This window comes from Agarivorans sp. QJM3NY_30 (assembly GCF_050870855.2).
Classification (GTDB): Bacteria; Pseudomonadota; Gammaproteobacteria; order Enterobacterales; family Celerinatantimonadaceae; genus Agarivorans.
Window position 1 is genome coordinate 3,731,907 of the sequence record NZ_CP194038.2, and the last position, 19,887, is coordinate 3,751,793.

Genomic DNA, 19,887 nt, shown 5'->3' on the forward strand with positions numbered 1-19,887 from the left:
CCTTATACGCCTTGTGGCATATAATCATCAAGGTTAATCTCATCAACTTGCGCTGGAGCTAAATAATGCTTGGCGTAATCAAGATAGATCCCCGAACTTAAGAACAAACGGAACACATCTGCGTCAATATGTTGATCTTCACACATGCGACACATAATCATCAACGACTGACTCAACGTTTTACCTTTTTTATAGGGTCTATCAGCGGCGGTTAAAGCTTCAAATATATCCGCCACCGCCATCATCCGGGCCGTGAAAGGCATTTGAGACTTGATCAGCTGTTTGGGATAACCGCTGCCATCCATTTTTTCATGGTGGCCACCGGCGATTTCGGCAACCCGCCGTAAATGATCTGGAAAAGGTAATTTCTCTAACATAATGATGGTTTGCACAATATGATCATTAATTTTATAGCGTTCTTCTTCCGTTAAAGTGCCGCGTGCAATGCTCAAATTATAGAGTTCACCGCGGTTATATTTATATTTAGGAACCTCAAGTTTAAAACCCCAAGGATTATCATCAGCAATTTTTTCATCTTCTCGCCGATAAATAATATGTTCTGGTTTATCATCGATCAGCTTCTCTTTAACAGGCAGTGGCGACACCTCAGCACTACGACGCTCTAACTCCACATGAGATAAACCTAAACGATCATCTAATGTTCTCAACCAAGTTCGTTGGGCAATGCTCTCTAAACGTTCGATGTCATCTACACCAACAAATTCACCGCCAATATTCAACTTGGCAACAAAAGCAAATTCATCGTCTAACACCTGCAGTTCCTGCGCTAGCTGTTGCGCAAGACGCTCCTGCTCTGGCTGGCTAATTCCATCAGCAACTTGCTGCCAATAACGTAGCTGTGCATCTCTTTTTAACACTTCAAAGCGCATTCTTAACTCGTGGATCCGATCATAGATGGTTTCCAATTTAGTGGCTTTGTCCACCACATACTCAGGGGTTGTGACCTTGCCACAATCATGCAACCAACTCGCGATATGCAGTTCTTCCCACTGATGCTCAGTCATGGAAAAATCAGCAAACACCCCTTGTTGTTGCGCAACCGCAGCGCTCGCCAACATTTTTGTTAACTCGGGGACGCGTTGACAATGCCCGCCGGTATATGGCGATTTAGCATCAATTGCACCGGCGGTCAGACGAATGAAAGACTCAAGTAATTGCTTTTGTGATTCCACTAAGTGACTGTTTTCAATGGCAATCGTCACAACACTACTCAAGGCGTCGATAAACGACAGGACTCGAGAAGATACTTCGGTATTTTCGAAACCAAAAGTGGCAATAATACCGACCAACTTATGTTGACGATTAATTAACGGCGACACGACTAAATTCAAGTTTTGCTGTTGAAAATTCAAACGTTCGAATTTGCTGGTGGCAGTCGTCGTAGCATCTAACAAATGCTTTACGAGAGGTTGTGACAAGCTATCAACATAGTCAAACTGCTTGGGCAAAGAGATGGTATTACCAGATTGGGTTTGCAACACAAATTGCTGATCCTGCTTCAACCATATGGCCCCATTGTTCATGTTCGCCACTGTTTGCATCTCTTGGACACTTTTTTCTAATAAGCGAGAGAAGTTACTCTCCTCACCGAGCATGGTTGAAACATCGGCAAACTGTTGAATGGTTTTCTTTAATTGTTCGGTAATTTTACTCAGCTGATCCACCTCCAATACGACCGAGTTCACGGGTACAGTGGCATCGAAATTGAAGGCCATGATCGCTTCACTTTGTTTCATTAACGCCCGTAACGGCGTAGCAACTAAGCGCGAGGCATACCAAGCAACAGGTAGCGAAATTAAAATAATGATAATGCTAAATATGACCGACTGATCACGTATCGCTCTTACGTCCATTAACAGCTCATCTTCCGGAGTGACCAAACCTAAATACAGATTTTCTAAGCCTTGTTCATTCCCAGAGCGAGCCCCCGCCAGCTTCAATTCGATCACATTTCCCATCCACTGTTGATCTTGATAGTCAAACAGAAAGCTTTCTCCAGAAACTAAATTCGCTTGCTTAGTTAAACAAGACAGTACCCCTAAGTCTTGCTGTTCAAGTTTTGGTAAAACCACCGCTGCGTCACTCACTTGCAAGTGTTCACTAATCCACGACGGTTGTTGATGGGCTAATACCGAAAAATCTTGATCAAACATCACCAACTGCGAAGATCCACTGATAATATTTTTTTGCAGGCTGGAAGATACACTGGCCAGTGTAATATCTACCCCTACGACCATCGATTGACTGGTATTTGCGGTGGCGAGGGTCACCCCGACCTCATTGGTGGTATAAAACACATAGGGTTTGGTTGTCGCCAAACCAGGCTTACTCATCGCCAGCTGATACCATGGCCGCTCACGAGGATCTAACTGATAATTTCGGGTGTGCGAATCAACTAAGGTCTGCATTTTTTTGTTATAAAAAGTCAAACTCGATTTTCCCGCCACCACTTTGGTGACTAATACCACAGCGCCTAAGGGCGCCTTTAGTTGGCGATGCTTTTCTAGGGTATCCAGCGGACGAACTAAATAGAAGTCACCGTTTTGATACCCCAGATAAGCCGCCGATAAGCCCCGCTGCTGGTTCAGGCTGGCATACAGCATCGGTAACCAACGCAGCTCTTGTTGATCAAGCTGCTGCATACTTAAATCCAGTGCCGCTAAATCGCGGATGAAATGCTGCGCCGGATAAATAAGCCCCTCTAATTCAGACACCGTAGCGTTCCCAACTTGCTCAAAGGCATGGGCCTGATTTTTACTCACAATATCGCTGGTATGGTAATAATTGAGCGCCCCTATCACCACGCCGCTCATAATCAACATAAACATCATTACGCACACCAGGTGAATGTGAAAAGAAAATCGCCAAGCGGGTTTTTCACTTATATTTTGATTTGTGTTCATGATCGATCCATCAATAAAGAGCTCTGTCCTAATTGATAACTATCGCAACATGAGCCAATACAGGCAAGTACAACCCGTCGTTAAATTGATATGTAACCAAAAAGGTTCATTCATCAAACCCAGCCTGATAGTCAATCAATCGCGTGATAAACCAACAAATTAATCCCATGGCTATGAATCCTTTAGGTAAGCATTCCGCTTTACGGTTATAATCAACACACATTCATCATATGAGAGTAACAACTTGCAGTTTTCCGAACTTGGCTTAGATCCTCGCTTAAATAAAACCATTGAGCACTTTGGCTTTGCCGAGGCAACCGAAATACAGGCTAGAGCGATTCCAGCAGCCATTGCAGGAAAGGATCTGCTCGCATCTTCAAAGACTGGCTCCGGTAAAACCTTAGCTTATCTGCTACCCGCAATGCAGCGGATGTTAAAAACCAGAGCACTTTCCAAACGAGATCCTCGGACCTTGATCCTCACTCCTACACGCGAGCTAGCTAAACAAGTATTTGCGCAACTGCGCCTCTTGGTTGCCAATACGCAAACGCGAGCTTGCTTAATCAGCGGTGGAGAGAATTTTAATGATCAAAGTAAAGTCTTGCGCAAAGACCCGCATATTATTGTCGCCACCCCCGGCCGTTTAGCAGACCATTTGAGTAAACGTCATTTATATCTAGAAGGTTTAGAACTGCTGATCCTAGATGAAGCCGATCGAATGCTCGATCTCGGATTTGCCGAACAATTAAATATTGTTGACCAAGCAGCCAACCATCGTAAACGTCAAACCTTGATGTTCTCGGCCACTTTAGATGATGCTGCGATTAACTCTTTCGCCCTCAAGCTGCTTAATGAGCCAGAGCGGATTGCCGTTGGCTTTAGCTTTACTCAACACCAAGACATTAGCCAACATTTTGTATTAAGCGATAACTTGGAACAAAAACAGTTACAGTTAAGCCACTTACTGCAACAGGCGCATTTAAAACAAGCCATTGTCTTTACCGCCACTCGTGCCGACACTCAGCGCTTGGCCGAAGAGTTTAACCAACAAGGCTTAAAATGTGCGGCTTTGAATGCAGATCTCAACCAAGGGGCTCGCAACAAAATTATGGATGAGTTTAGTCGCGGCCATCAACAAGTCTTGTTTACCACCGACTTAGCCTCTAGAGGCTTAGACATTGTGCAAGTTTCCCACGTCATCAACTTTGATATGCCAAAACATGTGGAAGAATACGTGCATCGTATCGGTCGCACCGGGCGCGCGGGTAACTCAGGCACCGCCTATTCCTTGATAGGGCCAAAAGATTGGCAGAGCTTTAAAAGCTTAGAAGCCTTATTGGAACAAAAAGTTGATTTCAGCCTACTTGAAGGGGCTGAGTTAAAGGCCAAGTTTAAAGGCTTACGAGCACCAACGAAGAAGCAAATGAAACACAAAGCCCAGCCTGCGGCGAACAAAAAGCGCGGCGCAATTAAAAAAGACAAAGTAATAAAATCGAATCGAACCTTTGATGTTGGCACCGATATGGGTGATGCCCCCATTGTTCGCCAGAAGAAAAGCGATTAAATTCAAGTTGTTCAGGGTACCACTAATTCTTTAGCCGTACCCTGCGGCTAGCTTTTTCAATCAAGTGTCCGTAGACTTGGCAGCATCTCAAATGAAAAAGATTCTTATTTAAACTATGGATTCAGCCTCAGTCTCTCCGACTTTTACTTGGGCAAGCATTCGCCAACAAATTTTCCAATACAAACGGCCGCTCGCTTATGCTCACTTGATTGCCATCATCGCGACCTTGGTCAGCGTACCAATCCCGTTAATGATGCCGCTACTGGTTGATGAAGTGCTACTTAAGCAACCGGGAACCGCCGTTGCGATAATGCAAACACTGCTTCCCGAAGTTTGGCACAAACCCAGTGGTTATATTCTAACGATTTTGGCCCTAGTGATTAGCCTGCGACTACTATCTTTAATTGTTGGAGTACTACAATCTAGACAATTTACTTTCATCGGCAAACAGATCAGTTTTTTAATCCGTCAACGTTTAGTCGAACACCTACCCAAAGTTCAGCTCCGAGAATATGAAACTCAAGGCTCCGGTGGGATCAGCGCCCGTTGCATCACCGATGTGGAAACCTTGGATAAATTTATTAGTGAAAGCCTGTCAAAGTTTTTAGTGGCGGTGCTCACGATCATCGGTACTGCGGCAATTTTACTTTGGATAGATTGGCAGCTAGGGCTGATTATTCTGCTGCTTAACCCAGCAGTCATCTATTTTTCTCGATCTTTTGGTAAGCATGTTAAAGAACTTAAAAAACAAGAAAACGCAGCCTTTGAGGCTTTTCAATTAGCCTTGATTGAAACCCTAGACAGCATTCAACAATTACGCGCAAGCCAGCGCGAAGACCATTACTTCTCACGGGTGGTCACCGCAGCCAGCCAACTCAAAGATCATGCGATCGCTTCGCATTGGAAGACCGATGCGGTTAATCGTTTAAGCTTTACTGTCTTCTTAATTGGTTTTGAAGTGTTTCGCGCCGTAGCCATGCTGATGGTGATATTTTCCGGTTTAACGGTTGGCCAAATCTTCGCTGTATTCGGCTACCTTTGGTTTATGATGGGCCCCGTTCAAGAAATACTCAATATTCAATACAGTTACTTTAGTGCCAATGCAGCGATGGCAAGACTCAACCAAATATTTGAGTTAAAGCAAGAACCTCGTTACCCCTGTCAAGTAAATCCCTTTAGCCAATCGCAAGCGCCCGACATTCGTTTTGAAGATCTTTGTTTCAGTTACACGGCCGAAAGCCCTGTATTAAAAAACATTAATATTCAGCTCCCCGCAGGGAAAAAAGTGGCCATCGTATCGGTAAGTGGAGGCGGAAAATCAACCTTGGTCAACTTACTGTTAGGTCTCTACCAAAAAGACAGCGGTCAAATTTATTTTGCAGGTCACCCTATTGAATCCGTTGGTTATGCCACGGTCCGTAGCAATATCGCCACAGTATTACAGCAACCGATCTTATTTAATGCCAGCGTTAGAGAAAATCTCAATATGGGGCAACAACATAGCGACCGCGAATTATGGCAGGCCCTAGCGCTCGCAGAACTGAAGACCACCACCAAAAAACTACCTGAGCAATTGGATACGATCGTAGGGCGCAGCGGTGTACGTTTATCTGGAGGACAAAAGCAACGTTTAGCGATTGCCAGAATGATTTTAGCAAAACCTGCGGTGGTGATTCTAGACGAAGCAACATCGGCCCTAGATACCGAGACCGAAGCGAAGGTTCACCATAATTTACAAGGATTTTTAGATAATCGTAGCACCTTGATTATTGCTCACCGTTTAAGCGCTATCAAACAGGCCGATCTAATTTATGTGTTGGATGATGGGCAAATTAGCCAAGTAGGCGAACACCAACAACTGATCCAACAACAGGGCCTATATCAAACCCTTTATCAGCACCAAACCGAGTGAGACTAGCCAAGGGCGAGCGCAACTCGCTGTAAATATTCCTCTGGACTCAGCTCTACCTGTTCAAGGTACGCAGATAAAGCCTGCTCAGCTGGCTGACCACCAGGATAGCGTTGTTGGCTAATCACCAACTTTTGCTGCTGACGTTGCTCCAATTTTAATTCATGCTGTAATAACAGATCATATTGACGTTGGCTAATCAAGGGCTTCACTACGCTGCGGTAATCCCGAAATTGCTTCAGCTTTTGTTCGCTATCGTCAATATTTCGTTGTAAGTAATCAAGATTGACCATCCATCGCTGCTGCTTACAAAATCCTAACCAAAGTAGCAAATTAACATTGCATTGATATTTATTTTGTAAGGACAAACACAGGCTTTTTACCTCAGGCGCAGCATAAACTTGTAGGGAGTAACGCCAAAACTGATCGACGATGACCTGCTGTTCCGGTACTAAAGAAGATTCTTGCATCATAGTCTAACTCACTCCATGTCAAACCAATTTAAGTAATATTCTTATGCCTGATCAAAAGCTAAAAAAGCTAAAAATCTGCTAATTACCAAAGTCCTACCCTAACAAAGTGGCTAACTATCTGACAACTCTTGAACTATTCCTTAATCAAACGAACTGTAAAGAAAAAAAAACGCCATCTGAAAGATAGCGTTTTGACTAAAAATCTTAACTGTACGATTTAAATGGCAGTTACATTTTCAGCTTGAGGGCCTTTTTGACCTTGTACCACTTCAAAAGTCACCGCTTGACCTTCAGCCAAACTACGACGACCGTTACCATTGATCGCGCGAAAGTGAACAAAAACGTCCGGACCTTTCTCTTGAGCAATAAAACCAAAACCTTTTTCGTCGTTGAACCATTTCACGGTTCCTGATAATACCTGACCTGACATTATCGTCCTCTCATATATCATGTGCAAATTAACGTATTAGCTAGGCAAGCCAGCGACAAAAAGTTAACCACACCTAAAATAGACAGGCTAAAACCTTTGACATATCAACAAGCATTGCTACAGCGCATTACATTCTCTACTAAATACTCAATCAGTGCATCTTTTAATCAACTAGTTACGGCTTAATTTTGATTAAATGCATAATAAGAGTACTTAGATTTAATACGCTAGCAAAGAGATGAGCAAAAAACAACCAGGTATAGACGAAAGTTAATCGACTCCTCTCTCTAACAGTGGCCAAATCACCTTCTCTAAGCCGGCTATTTTTATTTCTAATGCAAAGGCCATCAACTGACCCAGCTCACCTTCTGGAAAACCATCTTTATTGAGAAACCATAATAAATATTCTTCGGGGAGCATGATAATCTCTCTCCCAGCATATTTGCCAAAGGGCATTTTATGCCGGGCTATTTTGACTAACATCGCCTTATCAAAAGGCTCACAGGGATTCAAATTCTGTTCATTCATTGTTCAACTAACTCTTAGGACGATCCAAATTAGTTCACATTATGCTAGCCTGCTATTTTGTACAATCAATTCAAACAAGGATCTTTAATGTTAAAGAGTAACGAGTACTTTAACGGGCAAGTGAAATCTATTGGCTTTGCAGGGAAAGAAAAGCCTAGTTCAGTCGGCGTGATGGCTGTGGGTGAATACGAATTTGGCACCGCCGAAGCAGAGTTAATGGTGGTTGTATCGGGTGAATTGATCGTCAAACTCCCCGGAGAACAGGAATGGCGAAGCTTCAAAGACGGTCAACAATTTAATGTGCCCGGCAATGCAAAGTTTCAATTGAAGGTACCTTGCGAAACTGCCTATTTGTGTGTGTACGGCTAGGTCTTGATGATGAATAAAGATCCCGACTCTCTTCTAAAAAAGCGCCCAGCACTGATCCACTCCGAGCATTTGCAAGTAAGTTCGCATGTGCAGCGCGAAGAAGGAGACTGGATCTTACATACCCTGATGATCAGCAATTACGATGTGCCCTTTATCTACAAGCGCAAACAACGATATAAAAACTTAGTCGGGGCGAGAGTCAATCTAAGTTATTATCCGAGTACGCAAAGTCGTGGCGGATTTGATTTTGAGATCATGAAAGTGGTGCGTCTACGACGTAGCTAAATGCTGCAAGCGACTCGCACCAGCCAAGCCTTCCAAAATAGGGCACTCTGGCCGCTCTCCACCATGGCAACAATCGACCATCGCCGTAAGACTCGATCGCAACTGCTGTAATTGCTGAATCCGCTGTTCCACCTCTTTAAGATGTTGCATGGCGATAGTTTTCACCTCCGCAGCATGACGTTGCTGATCACCATATAGAGAAAGCAGCTGTTTACTTTGCGGCAGGCTAAAACCAAGTTCTCGGCAATTCCCAAGAAATTGCAAATGACCAAGTTGTACAGGCTGATAATAACGATAGCCATTGTCGCCTTTAAGCGCCTCGACCAAGCCAATATCATGATAGTAACGTATTGTTTTCACCGACAAGCCCGTGAGCTTAGCCACTTCACCAATCTTATACATCTGTCTCTCCTTGAGGGGCATGCCAATACTTAAGCCGTAAAGCATTGCCGACCACACACACCGAGCTTAAGGCCATAGCTCCGCCCGCAAATGCCGGATTAAGCCAGCCCATGGCGGCAATCGGTACGCCAAGTAAATTATAGATAAAAGCCCAAAACAAATTTTGTTTTAAGATCCGCCAGGTTTGTCTGGCCAAGGCAATAGCCTGAACAATCAACAAGGGATCATCACGCATTAACACCACATCTGCCGAATTTAGCGCGATATCACTACCGCCACCCATGGCTATACCAACATCTGCTTGCGCCAGTGCCGGCGCATCATTCACGCCATCCCCCACCATCATCACGGTCGCCTGCTGAGCCTGTCGTTGTTTAATCTGCGCTAACTTTTGTTCGGGCAGTAGCTCCGCGTGCCAGTCATCAATTCCCAAATCACTGGCTAAACTCCGACTCACCTGTGAGGCATCACCACTCAACATGCTGACTTTAAGCTTAAGCCGTTTTAACATTGCAACCGCTAACTTGGCACTAGGACGTGGTACATCAGCAAAAGCCAGAGCAGCAAGTAGTCGCTGCTGATTCGCCACATATACCACCGTGAGGCCTCGTTGCAAACATTGTTCAGCTATATCTAACTGAGCTTGGCCAAGTACTATACCTTGCTGTTCAATGAAGCGCTGATTTCCGAGATAAAGCCGATCCTCAAGCTGCTCACCTTGAGGCAGTTGTAGCAACTGCGCTTCGATGCCAAGTCCCGGATAACTATTAAAATAATCTAATGCGAATAGCTGTTGCGAGTCAGCTGCCGCGATCATCGCCGCCGCTAAGGGATGTTGACTCCCTTGCTGTGCACTGGCGCATAAGCGCAGTAAATCGCTGTCGGCCAGTTCACTGAAATTATGGCTGTTCACTAATTTAGGCTGACCTTCACTCAAGGTACCGGTTTTATCGAGCAATACCTGTTCCACTTTATGACTCAGCTCTAAGGCCTGAATGTTTCGATATAAGATCCCTAGTTTCGCTCCCCGCCCTGTGCCAGCCACCAACGCAGTTGGCGTAGCTAAACCTAAAGCACAAGGACAGGCTATCACCAGCACCGAGACCGCCGCTAACAACCCTTGAGCCGGCTGGCCAAGAAGACTCCAAACCAACAAAGTTGTGAGCGCAACCAATAAGATAGCAGGCACAAAATAATGGCTGATTTTGTCGACTAAGCTTTGGATCGGAGCCTTACCCGATTGTGCTTCACTTACCAATTGAATAATTTTACTCAAGGTGCTATCGCGGTTTTCAGCACTCACAGTGACCTTGAGTAAACCCGAGCCGTTGATGCTACCAGCCAGTACTCGATCTCCCACTTGCTTCTTCAAGGGTAGGCTTTCTCCGGTAATCACCGCTTCCGACACTTCACTGCTGCCCCACAGTACATCGCCATCGGCGGCTAAAACTTCTCCCGGCTTCACCAAGATGATATCTGCCACCTTTAAGCTTTCAACCGATACTTGTTCAGCAATGCCTTGCTCATTTAAACGCAGCGCTTGCTGGGGGCTTAAATTAACTAACTCGGCAATATTGCTAGCCGCTTGGTATTTGGCCCGTTGCTCCAGGTATTTACCGAGTAAAATAAGGCTAATAATCACTGCGGCCGCTTCAAAATATAGATGCCCCGTTTGACCACTTTGCCACAGATAAACACTGTACCCATAGGCGGTGCTGGTTCCCATCACCACTAAGGTATCCATTGAACTACTACCGCGCTTTAAGGCTAACCAGGCACCGCGATAAAAAGGCAAGGCAATATAAAACTGCACTGGCGTGGCCAGTAACCACTGCCATAAGGGCGCTAAAGTGAGGGAAGAAAGCAACATTGGAAGTAATAAGGGTAGTGATAACAACAAACTAAACAATAAGCGCCAAGGAATAACAGCTTGCTGAACATGCCCTTGCACTTCATTTTGCGCTTGCTGAACCGCAAAACCGCAGTCAATGATGGCTTGTTTCACCGCACTCAGATGCTGAGCCTCAGGCAGTATGTCGATGCTCAGTTGATTTAAGGCTAAGTTAACACTCACTTTATCAACCCCTGGCAGTTGATTCAGTGCGCTTTCTAACTTCGTCACACAACTTGCACAATTAAGACCAGTAATCTGCCAGATATGATGCTCGAAGGGGATCTCAAAACCTTGGGCACTCAAGGCTTGACGCAGCGCTGGTAGCACCGAAATTTGTGCTGAGCGGATCCGCACCTGATTCAAGGCTAAATTAACACTGCCCTCTTCTACCCCAGCTTGCTCGGCTAAGATCCCTTCAACTTTTCGTACACATCCAGCACAGCGTAAACCCTGTAAAGGAAACACCAGTGAAGCACTCATCATCAACGCCCTAAATTAACCTCGTGATGAGTATAGTGTTAACCCTCCCATAACGGGAGGGTCAAGCGAAATTTTTAGCCTGTTCGAAGTAACCTAAAATTAATTGACGCTGTTCGGCATGGTTCACTACGGGTAAGGGGTAATCAATATACCGCTTATTTTTATTCGCCCAAGCATGGGGTTGATGCACATACTTACCAGGAATATCCGCTAGCTCAGGTACCCATTGGCGAACAAATTTACCTTCTGGATCGAAACGTTGGCCCTGAGTGGTCGGATTAAAAATACGAAAATAGGGTTGAGCATCGGTACCCGTAGACGCCGCCCATTGCCAACCGCCATTATTCGACGCGAAGTCGCCATCAATTAAATGCTGCATAAACCAACGCTCACCCAGCCGCCAATTGAGCAGCAGATCTTTACTTAAAAAACTCGCCACGATCATCCGCAAACGATTGTGCATCCAACCCGTCTGATTTAACTGGCGCATCGCTGCATCAACAATCGGATAACCCGTTTGTCCCTGCTGCCAAGCCTTTAGCAAGTCTTGATTCTCATGCCAGGGGATCGCCTCGGTCCAACCGATAAAGGCATGAGACATCGATAAACGTGGATTTGCAGCCAGTAAGTGGCGGTAAAATTCACGCCAAATAATCTCACTTAACCAGCAAAATGCGCCCCCCTCAGGTTCAACTAAACAGTGGGGATGGTCTAATAATAAACGAGCCAGACATTGTCTTGGACTTAACATTCCTAAGGCCAAATAAGCGGATAATTTACTGGTGGCAGGCTCAGCTGGAAAATCACGCAGCTGTTTATAAGCAGTTGCTTGACTCGCGCTAAATTGTCTCAGCTGAGTAATGATCGCCTCATCATCCACTGCCCAGGCACTGCTATCTACTCGCGGATAATTAATGTCAGGGATTGCTGCTGAGTGAGCCAGCAAATGTCTAATGCCTGTACTCAAGCGACGACTAACCAGCGCAGTTGGGCTGCGTAGTGGGCTCAGCTCGCTTTCACTCAAGTGAGCCAACCAGGCTTTGCGAAACGGCGTAAACACTTTAAAGAAATTACCCGCTTGAGTTTTCAGTGAACCAGGCGCAATACCACACTCGCCATGATACTGACACCATTGAACATTGACGGCTAACAATTGCTGCTGGCATGCTTGGTCACGGCGCTGCTCATTCAGCTCATATTGGTAATGACTGTGCGCAGCAACTATTTGATATTGCTGACACAGCTCAGTCAAACATTGTGGAACATCGCTAAAATGCGGACATTCTCGTAACACCAGTGGGATATTTAAAGCCGCGAGCTCTCTTTGCAAAACTTGCAAACGTCGCCCAATCAAATCGGCTTGAATTGGTGCCATTGCATGCGCCTGCCATTGCTCAGGGCAGCCAATATAAATGGCTAACACATCCCTGCCCTCGGCAATCGCAGTGCTCAGCGCTTGATTATCTTTAATTCGTAAATCGTTTCTAAACCAAACCAAATGGGTGGCCATGGGATCCCTTTCGCGATTATTATATTCAAGCTGTACTACGTAGCGACTCACCAAATTGATCAGCCGCTTAAGCGATTCGCCCATTGTTCGACTAAGAACCCAGACCTGAATTATCTCGACAGCTTATTGCTCGTACAACTCCAAAGGTAAACCGTCAGGATCATGAAAAAAACTAAAACGTTTTTGGGTATAGGGGTCGACTCGAACAGGTTCAACCGCGATTTGGTGCTGAGCCAAATGGCCAATCGCCTGATCAATATTTTCCACCGAAAAAGCCAGATGTCGCAGGCCTTGCGCCTCTGGGTAACTTGGGCGTAATGGCGCACCAACAAAGGAAAACAACTCAATTTGACGACCGTCAGCCAAGGCTAAATCGAGTTTGTAAGAATGACGCTCGGCTCGATAATGCTCAGCCACAATCGTCAAGCCCAAAATTTCACTGTAAAACTGTTTAGAGCGGCTATAGTCAGAACAAATAATCGCAATGTGATGGATCCCCTGAAACATACTGAATTCTCTCCTATTAATAATTATCGATTCAAGCAAACAAAACTCATGTAATGAGCCACGAGGCTAAATAGCAACCCTTAAAATCAACGACTAAATGTACTTTAGTCTGCAAATTAAACTCAGAATGAAACAATGGGAGCTAGCTAGCATTATCACAAGGACCCGCCCCTGCCTCGAACAAGTCCCTAAAAAAAGTAGGACAGAGAAATAATTCACTAAAAAAACCATTAAAAGCAACCAACTTTAGAATAAACAATGCCGTGGTGCTGGATAAGCTCATAATATTCCATCTGGTCGGAGTTGTAGCAAAGCCTTGACTTGCCTAAGATGCGCCAGCAAATTCCAATCAATAATATAAAAGCTGCGCTAACCATCGGCAAAAGCTCCTACTTAGAGACCATTTCTCAATGAATAAACGTATATTAGGCCTAATGTCTATTAGTGCTTCATTAATCAGTGCCCACAGTCTGGCGGCAGGCTTTCAACTCAACAGCCAATCTGCGACAGGGATTGGTCGTGCATTTTCCGGTGATGCGGTGATCGCCGATAACGCCTCCGTATTATCGCGTAACCCTGCTTCAATGGCCATGTTTGATAGCCCAGCCTTGTCACTGGGCCTCACCTATGCCGATATTGATGTCACGATTAAAGACGTGAACTATGGTCCCATCAACTATGGCAGTGAGCGCGACGCTGCAGAAGATAAAGTCATTCCCAATGCCTATTACATCCATCCGATCAATGAACGTTTAGCGATTGGGGTAGCCGCCTTTAGTAATTTTGGTACCGGCACCGATATTAGTGCACTCAACAACAGTGGCGCAGCAGTGACTCCGGTTGATTTATTCGGTAAAACCGAAATTGTCACCATGAACTTTAATACCAGCCTATCTTATCGAGTGAATCAACAACTAAGTGTGGGTGCAGGCCTTGACTTGATTTACGGTGAAGGCACCCTCAACCGAACGGGTGAAGTGATTGGTGGCAGCACAGTGCAAAGCACTTTAGTTGATGTCGAAGCCGATGGATGGGCGATTGGCGGTATTGTCGGCGCAACTTATGAGTTCAATGATAAAAACCGCTTAGGCATGAGCTATCGGATCAGCCCCGAGTTTGTCGCTGAAGGAAAAGTTAATTATGGCGGTCAAAGTTACGATGAAATCCATATTCCACTGCCCAATATCTTGCAAATTGCCGGCTACCATGAATTAAACCCACAGTGGGCGGTTCACTATACCGCGCAACATACCAGCTGGAGTGATTTTGATCACATTACCGTTACTGGCTCTCAAGCCGAGCAAACCGTAAAAAGCTACCAATGGAAAAACTCATGGCTATTTAGCCTGGGAGCCACCTATCAGATCAACAGCAAATGGACCGCCCGCGCGGGTTACATGTATGATCAAGGCGTGGTCGATGAGTTAAGTTCCTTATCCATCCCTGATTCCGACCGTAACTGGTATACCGCTGGCGCTACCTACCACCTCAGCCGTCATAGTAGCATCGACTTCGGTTTAGCCTTGGTTCGAGGGGAAGATGTTGAAGTCAAAGAAAACAGTAGTATTCCAGGGCTTGGTCAAGTCGTTGGCCACACCCGCTCCAACGCAGCTTATTACTCGATGCAATACAACTACTCTTTCTAAGTTAAACCAAGCGATGATGAGCGAATTCATCATCGCTGCACCAGCTCTGCCCTTCCTTTTCGATCGGTGAACTTTATCGTTCAGCAATACGTATTAATGCCATAACTCACCAAACACTAGCGATTGTATATGCATGCTCTGGTCATCGGCGGCTCAGGCGGTATTGGTTTGGCATTAGTCAAACAGCTGTGCCAAGACCTTCGTTTTACTCGCATTAGCGCCACTTGGCATTCACACCCTGCCAACTACCAACATCCAAAACTCCATTGGACACAACTAGATATCCGCAAAGAAAATGATATCTCAAAGCTGTTTGCCGACATGACACAACTCGATTGGCTAATTAATAGCGCGGGTCTACTACACAATTCAGCACTTAGACCAGAAAAAAGTCTCGCTGAATGTCACAGTGAAGCCTTTATGCTCAACATGCATATCAACGCACTGCCCTGCATCTTGTTGGCAAAACATAGCGCTAAGTTACTCAAACAAAGCAAAACAGCGATATTCGCGAGTATTTCAGCTAAATTAGCTTCCATTGAAGATAATCGTATCGGCGGCTGGTATAGCTACCGTTGTGCCAAGGCGGCACAAAATATGGCGCTGAAAAGCATTAGTATCGAATGGCGGCGCAGCCATCCAAATTGCTGTGTTGCAGCACTGCATCCCGGCACCACCGATACCCCGCTATCCCAGCCTTATCAAAACAATGTACCCGCAGCACAATTGTTTACGCCCGGGCAAAGCGCCAACTATCTATTGGCAATACTACACCAACTCAAAGCCTGTGATAGTGGTCAATTCTGGTCTTGGGATGGGCAAAAACTGCCATGGTAAACTGCGTGTTCAGCATTTGTTGACACTAAGTTTAAGCCTAAACAAAAAATCCCTGATACTGCTTAGGAGTTAAGGCCAGCCGTTTCTTAAAGTTACGTTGAAAATGACTTTGATCGGCGAAACCGAGCTGTAAGGCGGTATCGGCTATACTGTTACCGGTGCGTAATAAGGCTTTGGCTTGATTGATCCGTTGATTCAATTGAAAAGCATGTGGTGATAAGCCATAAACTCGCTTAAAGCTTCTAACCAAATGGTAGCGGCTTAAACCTGCGACATCAGCTAATTCACTTAAACTAACAGTCTCCGCCAACTGATCTTGAATACACTGTTGCACCCTTGCCAGCTGAGGTAGCGCTAAGCGCTCAACATCAGAACGTAAACCCTGTTTAGCGCTAAATTGCTGCTCAAAAAAACCGATCAGCAACTCTTCTTGTAATAAAAGCGCCTGCTCCTGGGCAATACGATTAAACAACTGCGAAATAGCTCGATAACTGGCCCCGCAACTCAAATAATCCTGGCCAAAGGCATGGTAGTCAGTTGCCGGTTTGGCCAACATTTCAGCTTGTAGTTGACCCACCCACCGACTATCTACAAACAACATCCGGAAGGACCAAGCACCTTGTTTTGGGTTGCAAGAATGAACATCGCCAGGATTAATCGTGACGACCTGCCCTTGCTGAATACGATGCAGCTGACGCAAGTTCTGGTAGTTTGCCTCTCCAGCGTCAATCACACCAAAAGAAAACTCATCATGAGAGTGACGGTGGTAGCAAGCCCGCGATTGGTAAGCCTGACGCAATTCCACGCTAGGTAAACCAATACTGCGTTTCAACATCACTTTCTCGCTTGACGCCATTCCCCCTCCATCTGCAAGTCGATTAGACCAGTAAGCAGAATTACCAAAACCAAGAACACACCGATAACACCAATAAGCTTGCCATCAACAAATTAAAGCCGCGCATCCGCCGCGGAGTCGCTAAAAAGGAGGAAATTAAGGTGCCAAGCGCAGCCCAAGCACCCACCCCAAGTAAACACACGATAAAAGAAACCAGACAAAAAACCAACAAGTAATAAAATGCTGGCTGCTGGCTCGATACAAACAAACTTACACCAGACATCGCCACCAGCCAGGCTTTAGGATTGAGGCCTTGAACCAAAACCCCCTCCAGCAATTTTGGAGGCATTGCTAAGCTGAGTTGCGCTGTTTGACTCACTGGCGCAGCGCCAATGCGCAAGGCCATGTACAATAAATATGCCGCCGCAAGATATTGCAATATGGGGTTCAACAATGGCATCACCAAGCTGAGGCTATTCAAACCAAGCCCTGCCAGCAGCACCACACCACTGTAACTTAAACTGGCACCAAGCACATGCGGTAGTGCGCGACGAAAACCAAAATTTACCCCGGCACCCGTCGCGATAATATTAACCGGTCCCGGCGTTATCGCCCCAATCAAGGCAAACAAAAACATCGATACAAACACACTCATCTCGTTCCTCCCCATTCAATGCGTCACGCTAACATAGAGGATCGCCTCAACGTTTTATTGAACAAAATTGCGCTAAGTTATCGACCGATGAGAAAGCTATCGAGAAAAACACTGCGTTAGTTATCACTTCTGCGCCACTTCGCTTGCGCGCTGCGAACAGTCTTTTTATGGTGAGAACAACACAATAATAAAGGAACACCCTATGAAATTTGCGACGACCAATATCGCCGAACTTAATTTGTTATTACAGTTTGATAGCAGCAGCCTGCAAACTGGCATTAAAGTTCACCAAGACGCCCCTTCAGAGTTAGTTGCAGCCGCCCAAAGCCTATTTGACAAGGGGCTAACCACGCTCCCCGATGGCGGGTATCTTACCGATTTAGGCGTTGAAGTATTGGAGCATGGGCAAAGACTACTGGCGGTTCTGAACACCAAACCAGAACACGAACCCGCTTAAACAAATCTCAAATATTTGACAGCCAAGCAGCAAAAAGCTTGGCTCTATTTTCAATTAAAAATCCATCATCACCCAATCCATTTCTGCCGCTCAGCTTCAATTTAAATCATCAAAAACTGACTCCTCATCTATACATTTACACAAGTGAAGATGAAGACTCGTTTAGTCATTGATGTTACATATCAGACAACAGGCACGACATAAATTGCTTACTGTCATCCATTTCCCCTTCCACTAAATGACGGATTTGAAGCGCACCAAGGGTATCAAAAACCGCCCCTCTCGCTAATACTTGCTTTATCATTAACAGCATTTGCAATTGCGATGAAATCAAAATGGAATTAATTTCATGGTCAACAAGCAATTTCAGTGCATGACACTCAGAAATAAACGAACTAGAAACAAATGCCTTCAAAAGTTAAATGCTCGCGAGGGAGCAGAAGTCGATTTGTATGTTTTACATGGCCAGAATTTATTTCTGTTTGGCTCGCACAACAAAGATCCCGAGGGTTGAAAAAAAAGATAAGCCAGAAATTGAGAAGCTTAGGCCGACATGATTTAGCCCAAGAATGACTCATTTCATCTTTCGGTCTTGTGAATCAATATGGCGGGCTAGTACTCGACGTAAAAAACATCGTGATTTTAGCCTCAGATATGCATAAAAGTGGCAATTTATTTACTTAAAACGAGGAAGAAAACCCTTAACCATTGAAAACCCTTCAGGAAAAGCATATGCAATGTCGATCGTAGTTGGTTTTCTATTCATTTTTCCCTGACTCCTGCTAGAAAAGTCTCGTTTAGAAGCGATTGCTATGGCTAATGGCTAATGGCTAATGGCTACCAAGCCTGCCCCGCTTTTAGCTTATTAATGAGCTCAGTAAGTATTGACGCATGGGTGAAAGATTTAAGCTTATGCTCCGATCCAGAAGTCGACAAAATCGCGATGTATGGTTACGCCACTGAACCCGCGAAGATCGCCAAGCTGATTGCAACACGCAATTCAAGTAGCAAAACTCATGCTCTAAAATCTAATCATTCAGGTTGATGTTATATCACCCACTACACCAAGAACTTTCGCCAGATAACAGCAAGCACGGCTTGCTTCGCTACCAGATAATTGAGGCATGACAGTCGGCAGAAGCCGCATCAGCCTAATACCGCTGTTCATTGACAGAATTTACGCTATGCGTTTTGCTGCTTTCTCGCGCAGTCTTCTGCGCTCTTGCTCACTCACAAAAGCCATTTTTAAGCCATTACTTTGTAACAGTGCCATTTGCTCATCAGCAAAACCTAAGATCTCTCGGGCAATCCGATACTCATCAGACAATTCAATAGCCGAGACTCCGGGATCGTCAGTATTCAGGCTAGCTCGAATACCCGCCGCTAAAAAAGCTTTTAGAGGGTGCTGGCTTAAGTCAGCCACGGTATTGGTTTGAAAATTTGATGACAAACAGGCCTCGACGCCTATTTTATGCTTCGCCACATATTCCATTAACTTCGGATCTTCGATGATCTTCACTCCATGACCAATACGCGTCGCGCCTAACTCGCGAATCGCCTGCCAAACACTCTCTGGCCCAGCAGCTTCACCAGCGTGCACAGTGATCGCAAAACCAGCATCACGAGCGTGAGAGAAGTGTTCTACAAATAACCCGCCAGGTTTGCCCAACTCATCACCCGCTAAATCAACAGCAACAATGTGCTCACGAAAGGCCATACAGGCAGCCAACTCTTCACGACAAAACTGCTGACCAAAAGTGCGGCTCATAATGCCAATTAACTTCACCTGCACATCATATTTTTGCATGCCACGGCGAACGCCTTCAATCACTGCTTCTACCACACCTTCGGGCTTCAACTGGTGACTCATCGCCATATAACCCGGACTAAAACGCAGTTCGGCGTAATCAATCTTCGCCTTCATCAAATCTTCTACGTTCTGTTCGGCCACCAGCGCGCAAGCTTCATAATCACCAAGTACCTTAACGCCCCAATCCAACTTAGACAAAAAGGCGATTAAGTTCGGTTCTTGTTTGGTAATTTGCACATGTGGAACCAATCCAGCTAATTGGTTAGCTGGTAAGGCTACATTAAACTTTCGACCCAGCTCTAAAATAGTTTCGGCGCGAATATTTCCGTCGAGATGGCGGTGTAAATCAGTCACTGGATATTGGATTAACAT

The 19,887-nt window shown here is 45.3% G+C and carries 20 protein-coding genes; 8 read left to right on the forward strand and 12 right to left on the reverse strand.

Going from position 1 to position 19,887, the window contains the following annotated elements; genetic code table 11:
* Positions 1-2: 2 nt before the first annotated feature.
* Entirely contained in the window at positions 3-2,924 is a 2,922-nt protein-coding gene (locus tag ACRRSX_RS16980; protein WP_432452034.1) for an HD domain-containing phosphohydrolase, read from the reverse strand.
* Positions 2,925-3,168: 244 nt separating this feature from the next.
* Between ACRRSX_RS16980 and ACRRSX_RS16985 the strand changes: the two genes are divergently transcribed.
* Together ACRRSX_RS16985 and ACRRSX_RS16990 are read left to right on the forward strand one after the other, a co-directional pair.
* Positions 3,169-4,488, forward strand: coding sequence for a DEAD/DEAH box helicase (locus tag ACRRSX_RS16985; RefSeq protein WP_432452033.1), 1,320 nt, complete (start codon positions 3,169-3,171; stop codon positions 4,486-4,488).
* A gap of 115 nt (positions 4,489-4,603) precedes the next feature.
* Entirely contained in the window at positions 4,604-6,400 is a 1,797-nt protein-coding gene (locus ACRRSX_RS16990) for an ABC transporter ATP-binding protein (protein ID WP_432452032.1), read from the forward strand.
* Between the two features lie 2 nt (positions 6,401-6,402).
* Here the strand turns inward: ACRRSX_RS16990 and ACRRSX_RS16995 are convergent, their stop codons facing one another.
* From ACRRSX_RS16995 to ACRRSX_RS17005, 3 genes are all read right to left on the reverse strand, one after another.
* Positions 6,403-6,870 carry a TIGR02444 family protein gene (locus tag ACRRSX_RS16995; RefSeq protein ID WP_432452031.1) on the reverse strand — a complete coding sequence of 156 codons (468 nt, stop codon included), beginning with the start codon at positions 6,868-6,870 and terminating at the stop codon, positions 6,403-6,405.
* Between the two features lie 217 nt (positions 6,871-7,087).
* Positions 7,088-7,300, reverse strand: a complete 213-nt coding sequence (locus ACRRSX_RS17000; RefSeq protein ID WP_432452030.1) for a cold-shock protein — start codon at positions 7,298-7,300, stop codon at positions 7,088-7,090.
* A 270-nt stretch (positions 7,301-7,570) separates the two neighbouring features.
* On the reverse strand, positions 7,571-7,828 hold the full coding sequence (locus ACRRSX_RS17005; protein ID WP_432452029.1) for a DUF3820 family protein: 258 nt from the start codon (positions 7,826-7,828) through the stop codon (positions 7,571-7,573).
* 87 nt (positions 7,829-7,915) lie between these two features.
* Between ACRRSX_RS17005 and ACRRSX_RS17010 the strand changes: the two genes are divergently transcribed.
* The gene (locus ACRRSX_RS17010; protein WP_432452028.1) at positions 7,916-8,197 is read left to right on the forward strand and encodes a pyrimidine/purine nucleoside phosphorylase; all 282 of its coding nucleotides are present in this window, start codon (positions 7,916-7,918) and stop codon (positions 8,195-8,197) included.
* Positions 8,198-8,206: 9 nt separating this feature from the next.
* Entirely contained in the window at positions 8,207-8,482 is a 276-nt protein-coding gene (locus ACRRSX_RS17015) for a hypothetical protein (RefSeq protein WP_432456149.1), read from the forward strand.
* On the opposite strand, the gene ACRRSX_RS17020 is transcribed toward ACRRSX_RS17015, so the two are convergent.
* The 4 genes from ACRRSX_RS17020 to gloA2 form a co-directional block, all read right to left on the reverse strand.
* Positions 8,468-8,884, reverse strand: coding sequence for a MerR family DNA-binding protein (locus ACRRSX_RS17020; protein WP_432452027.1), 417 nt, complete (start codon positions 8,882-8,884; stop codon positions 8,468-8,470). The genes ACRRSX_RS17015 and ACRRSX_RS17020 overlap by 15 nt on opposite strands.
* A complete protein-coding gene (locus ACRRSX_RS17025) occupies positions 8,877-11,261 on the reverse strand; it encodes a heavy metal translocating P-type ATPase (protein ID WP_432452026.1) in 2,385 nt (794 codons plus the stop codon). Before ACRRSX_RS17025 ends, ACRRSX_RS17020 begins: the two co-directional genes overlap by 8 nt.
* A gap of 58 nt (positions 11,262-11,319) precedes the next feature.
* The gene (phrB, locus tag ACRRSX_RS17030) at positions 11,320-12,768 is read right to left on the reverse strand and encodes a deoxyribodipyrimidine photo-lyase (RefSeq protein WP_432452025.1); all 1,449 of its coding nucleotides are present in this window, start codon (positions 12,766-12,768) and stop codon (positions 11,320-11,322) included.
* Between the two features lie 123 nt (positions 12,769-12,891).
* The gene (gene gloA2, locus ACRRSX_RS17035; RefSeq protein WP_432452024.1) at positions 12,892-13,275 is read right to left on the reverse strand and encodes an SMU1112c/YaeR family gloxylase I-like metalloprotein; all 384 of its coding nucleotides are present in this window, start codon (positions 13,273-13,275) and stop codon (positions 12,892-12,894) included.
* 410 nt (positions 13,276-13,685) lie between these two features.
* Here gloA2 and ACRRSX_RS17040 point away from each other — a divergent pair, with 410 nt between their 5' ends.
* Together ACRRSX_RS17040 and ACRRSX_RS17045 are read left to right on the forward strand one after the other, a co-directional pair.
* Positions 13,686-14,921 (forward strand): OmpP1/FadL family transporter, encoded by a 1,236-nt coding sequence (locus tag ACRRSX_RS17040; RefSeq protein ID WP_432452023.1) that lies wholly within the window; start codon positions 13,686-13,688, stop codon positions 14,919-14,921.
* Positions 14,922-15,050: 129 nt separating this feature from the next.
* Positions 15,051-15,758: an SDR family NAD(P)-dependent oxidoreductase gene (locus ACRRSX_RS17045; protein ID WP_432452022.1), complete on the forward strand. Its 708-nt coding sequence runs from the start codon at positions 15,051-15,053 to the stop codon at positions 15,756-15,758.
* Between the two features lie 37 nt (positions 15,759-15,795).
* Here ACRRSX_RS17045 and ACRRSX_RS17050 read toward each other — a convergent pair whose 3' ends face one another.
* A complete protein-coding gene (locus ACRRSX_RS17050) occupies positions 15,796-16,614 on the reverse strand; it encodes an AraC family transcriptional regulator (protein WP_432452021.1) in 819 nt (272 codons plus the stop codon).
* 40 nt (positions 16,615-16,654) lie between these two features.
* Complete coding sequence (locus ACRRSX_RS17055; protein WP_432452020.1) at positions 16,655-17,248, reverse strand: LysE family translocator; 594 nt, start codon at positions 17,246-17,248, stop codon at positions 16,655-16,657.
* A 202-nt stretch (positions 17,249-17,450) separates the two neighbouring features.
* Here ACRRSX_RS17055 and ACRRSX_RS17060 point away from each other — a divergent pair, with 202 nt between their 5' ends.
* Positions 17,451-17,705, forward strand: a complete 255-nt coding sequence (locus tag ACRRSX_RS17060) for a TIGR02647 family protein (RefSeq protein ID WP_432452019.1) — start codon at positions 17,451-17,453, stop codon at positions 17,703-17,705.
* Positions 17,706-17,880: 175 nt separating this feature from the next.
* Here ACRRSX_RS17060 and ACRRSX_RS17065 read toward each other — a convergent pair whose 3' ends face one another.
* A complete protein-coding gene (locus tag ACRRSX_RS17065) occupies positions 17,881-18,120 on the reverse strand; it encodes a hypothetical protein (RefSeq protein ID WP_432452018.1) in 240 nt (79 codons plus the stop codon).
* Between the two features lie 411 nt (positions 18,121-18,531).
* On the opposite strand from ACRRSX_RS17065, the gene ACRRSX_RS17070 reads away from it, so the two are divergent.
* Positions 18,532-18,750 carry a hypothetical protein gene (locus tag ACRRSX_RS17070; RefSeq protein ID WP_432452017.1) on the forward strand — a complete coding sequence of 73 codons (219 nt, stop codon included), beginning with the start codon at positions 18,532-18,534 and terminating at the stop codon, positions 18,748-18,750.
* Between the two features lie 132 nt (positions 18,751-18,882).
* Here the strand turns inward: ACRRSX_RS17070 and add are convergent, their stop codons facing one another.
* The gene (add, locus tag ACRRSX_RS17075; RefSeq protein ID WP_432452016.1) at positions 18,883-19,887 is read right to left on the reverse strand and encodes an adenosine deaminase; all 1,005 of its coding nucleotides are present in this window, start codon (positions 19,885-19,887) and stop codon (positions 18,883-18,885) included.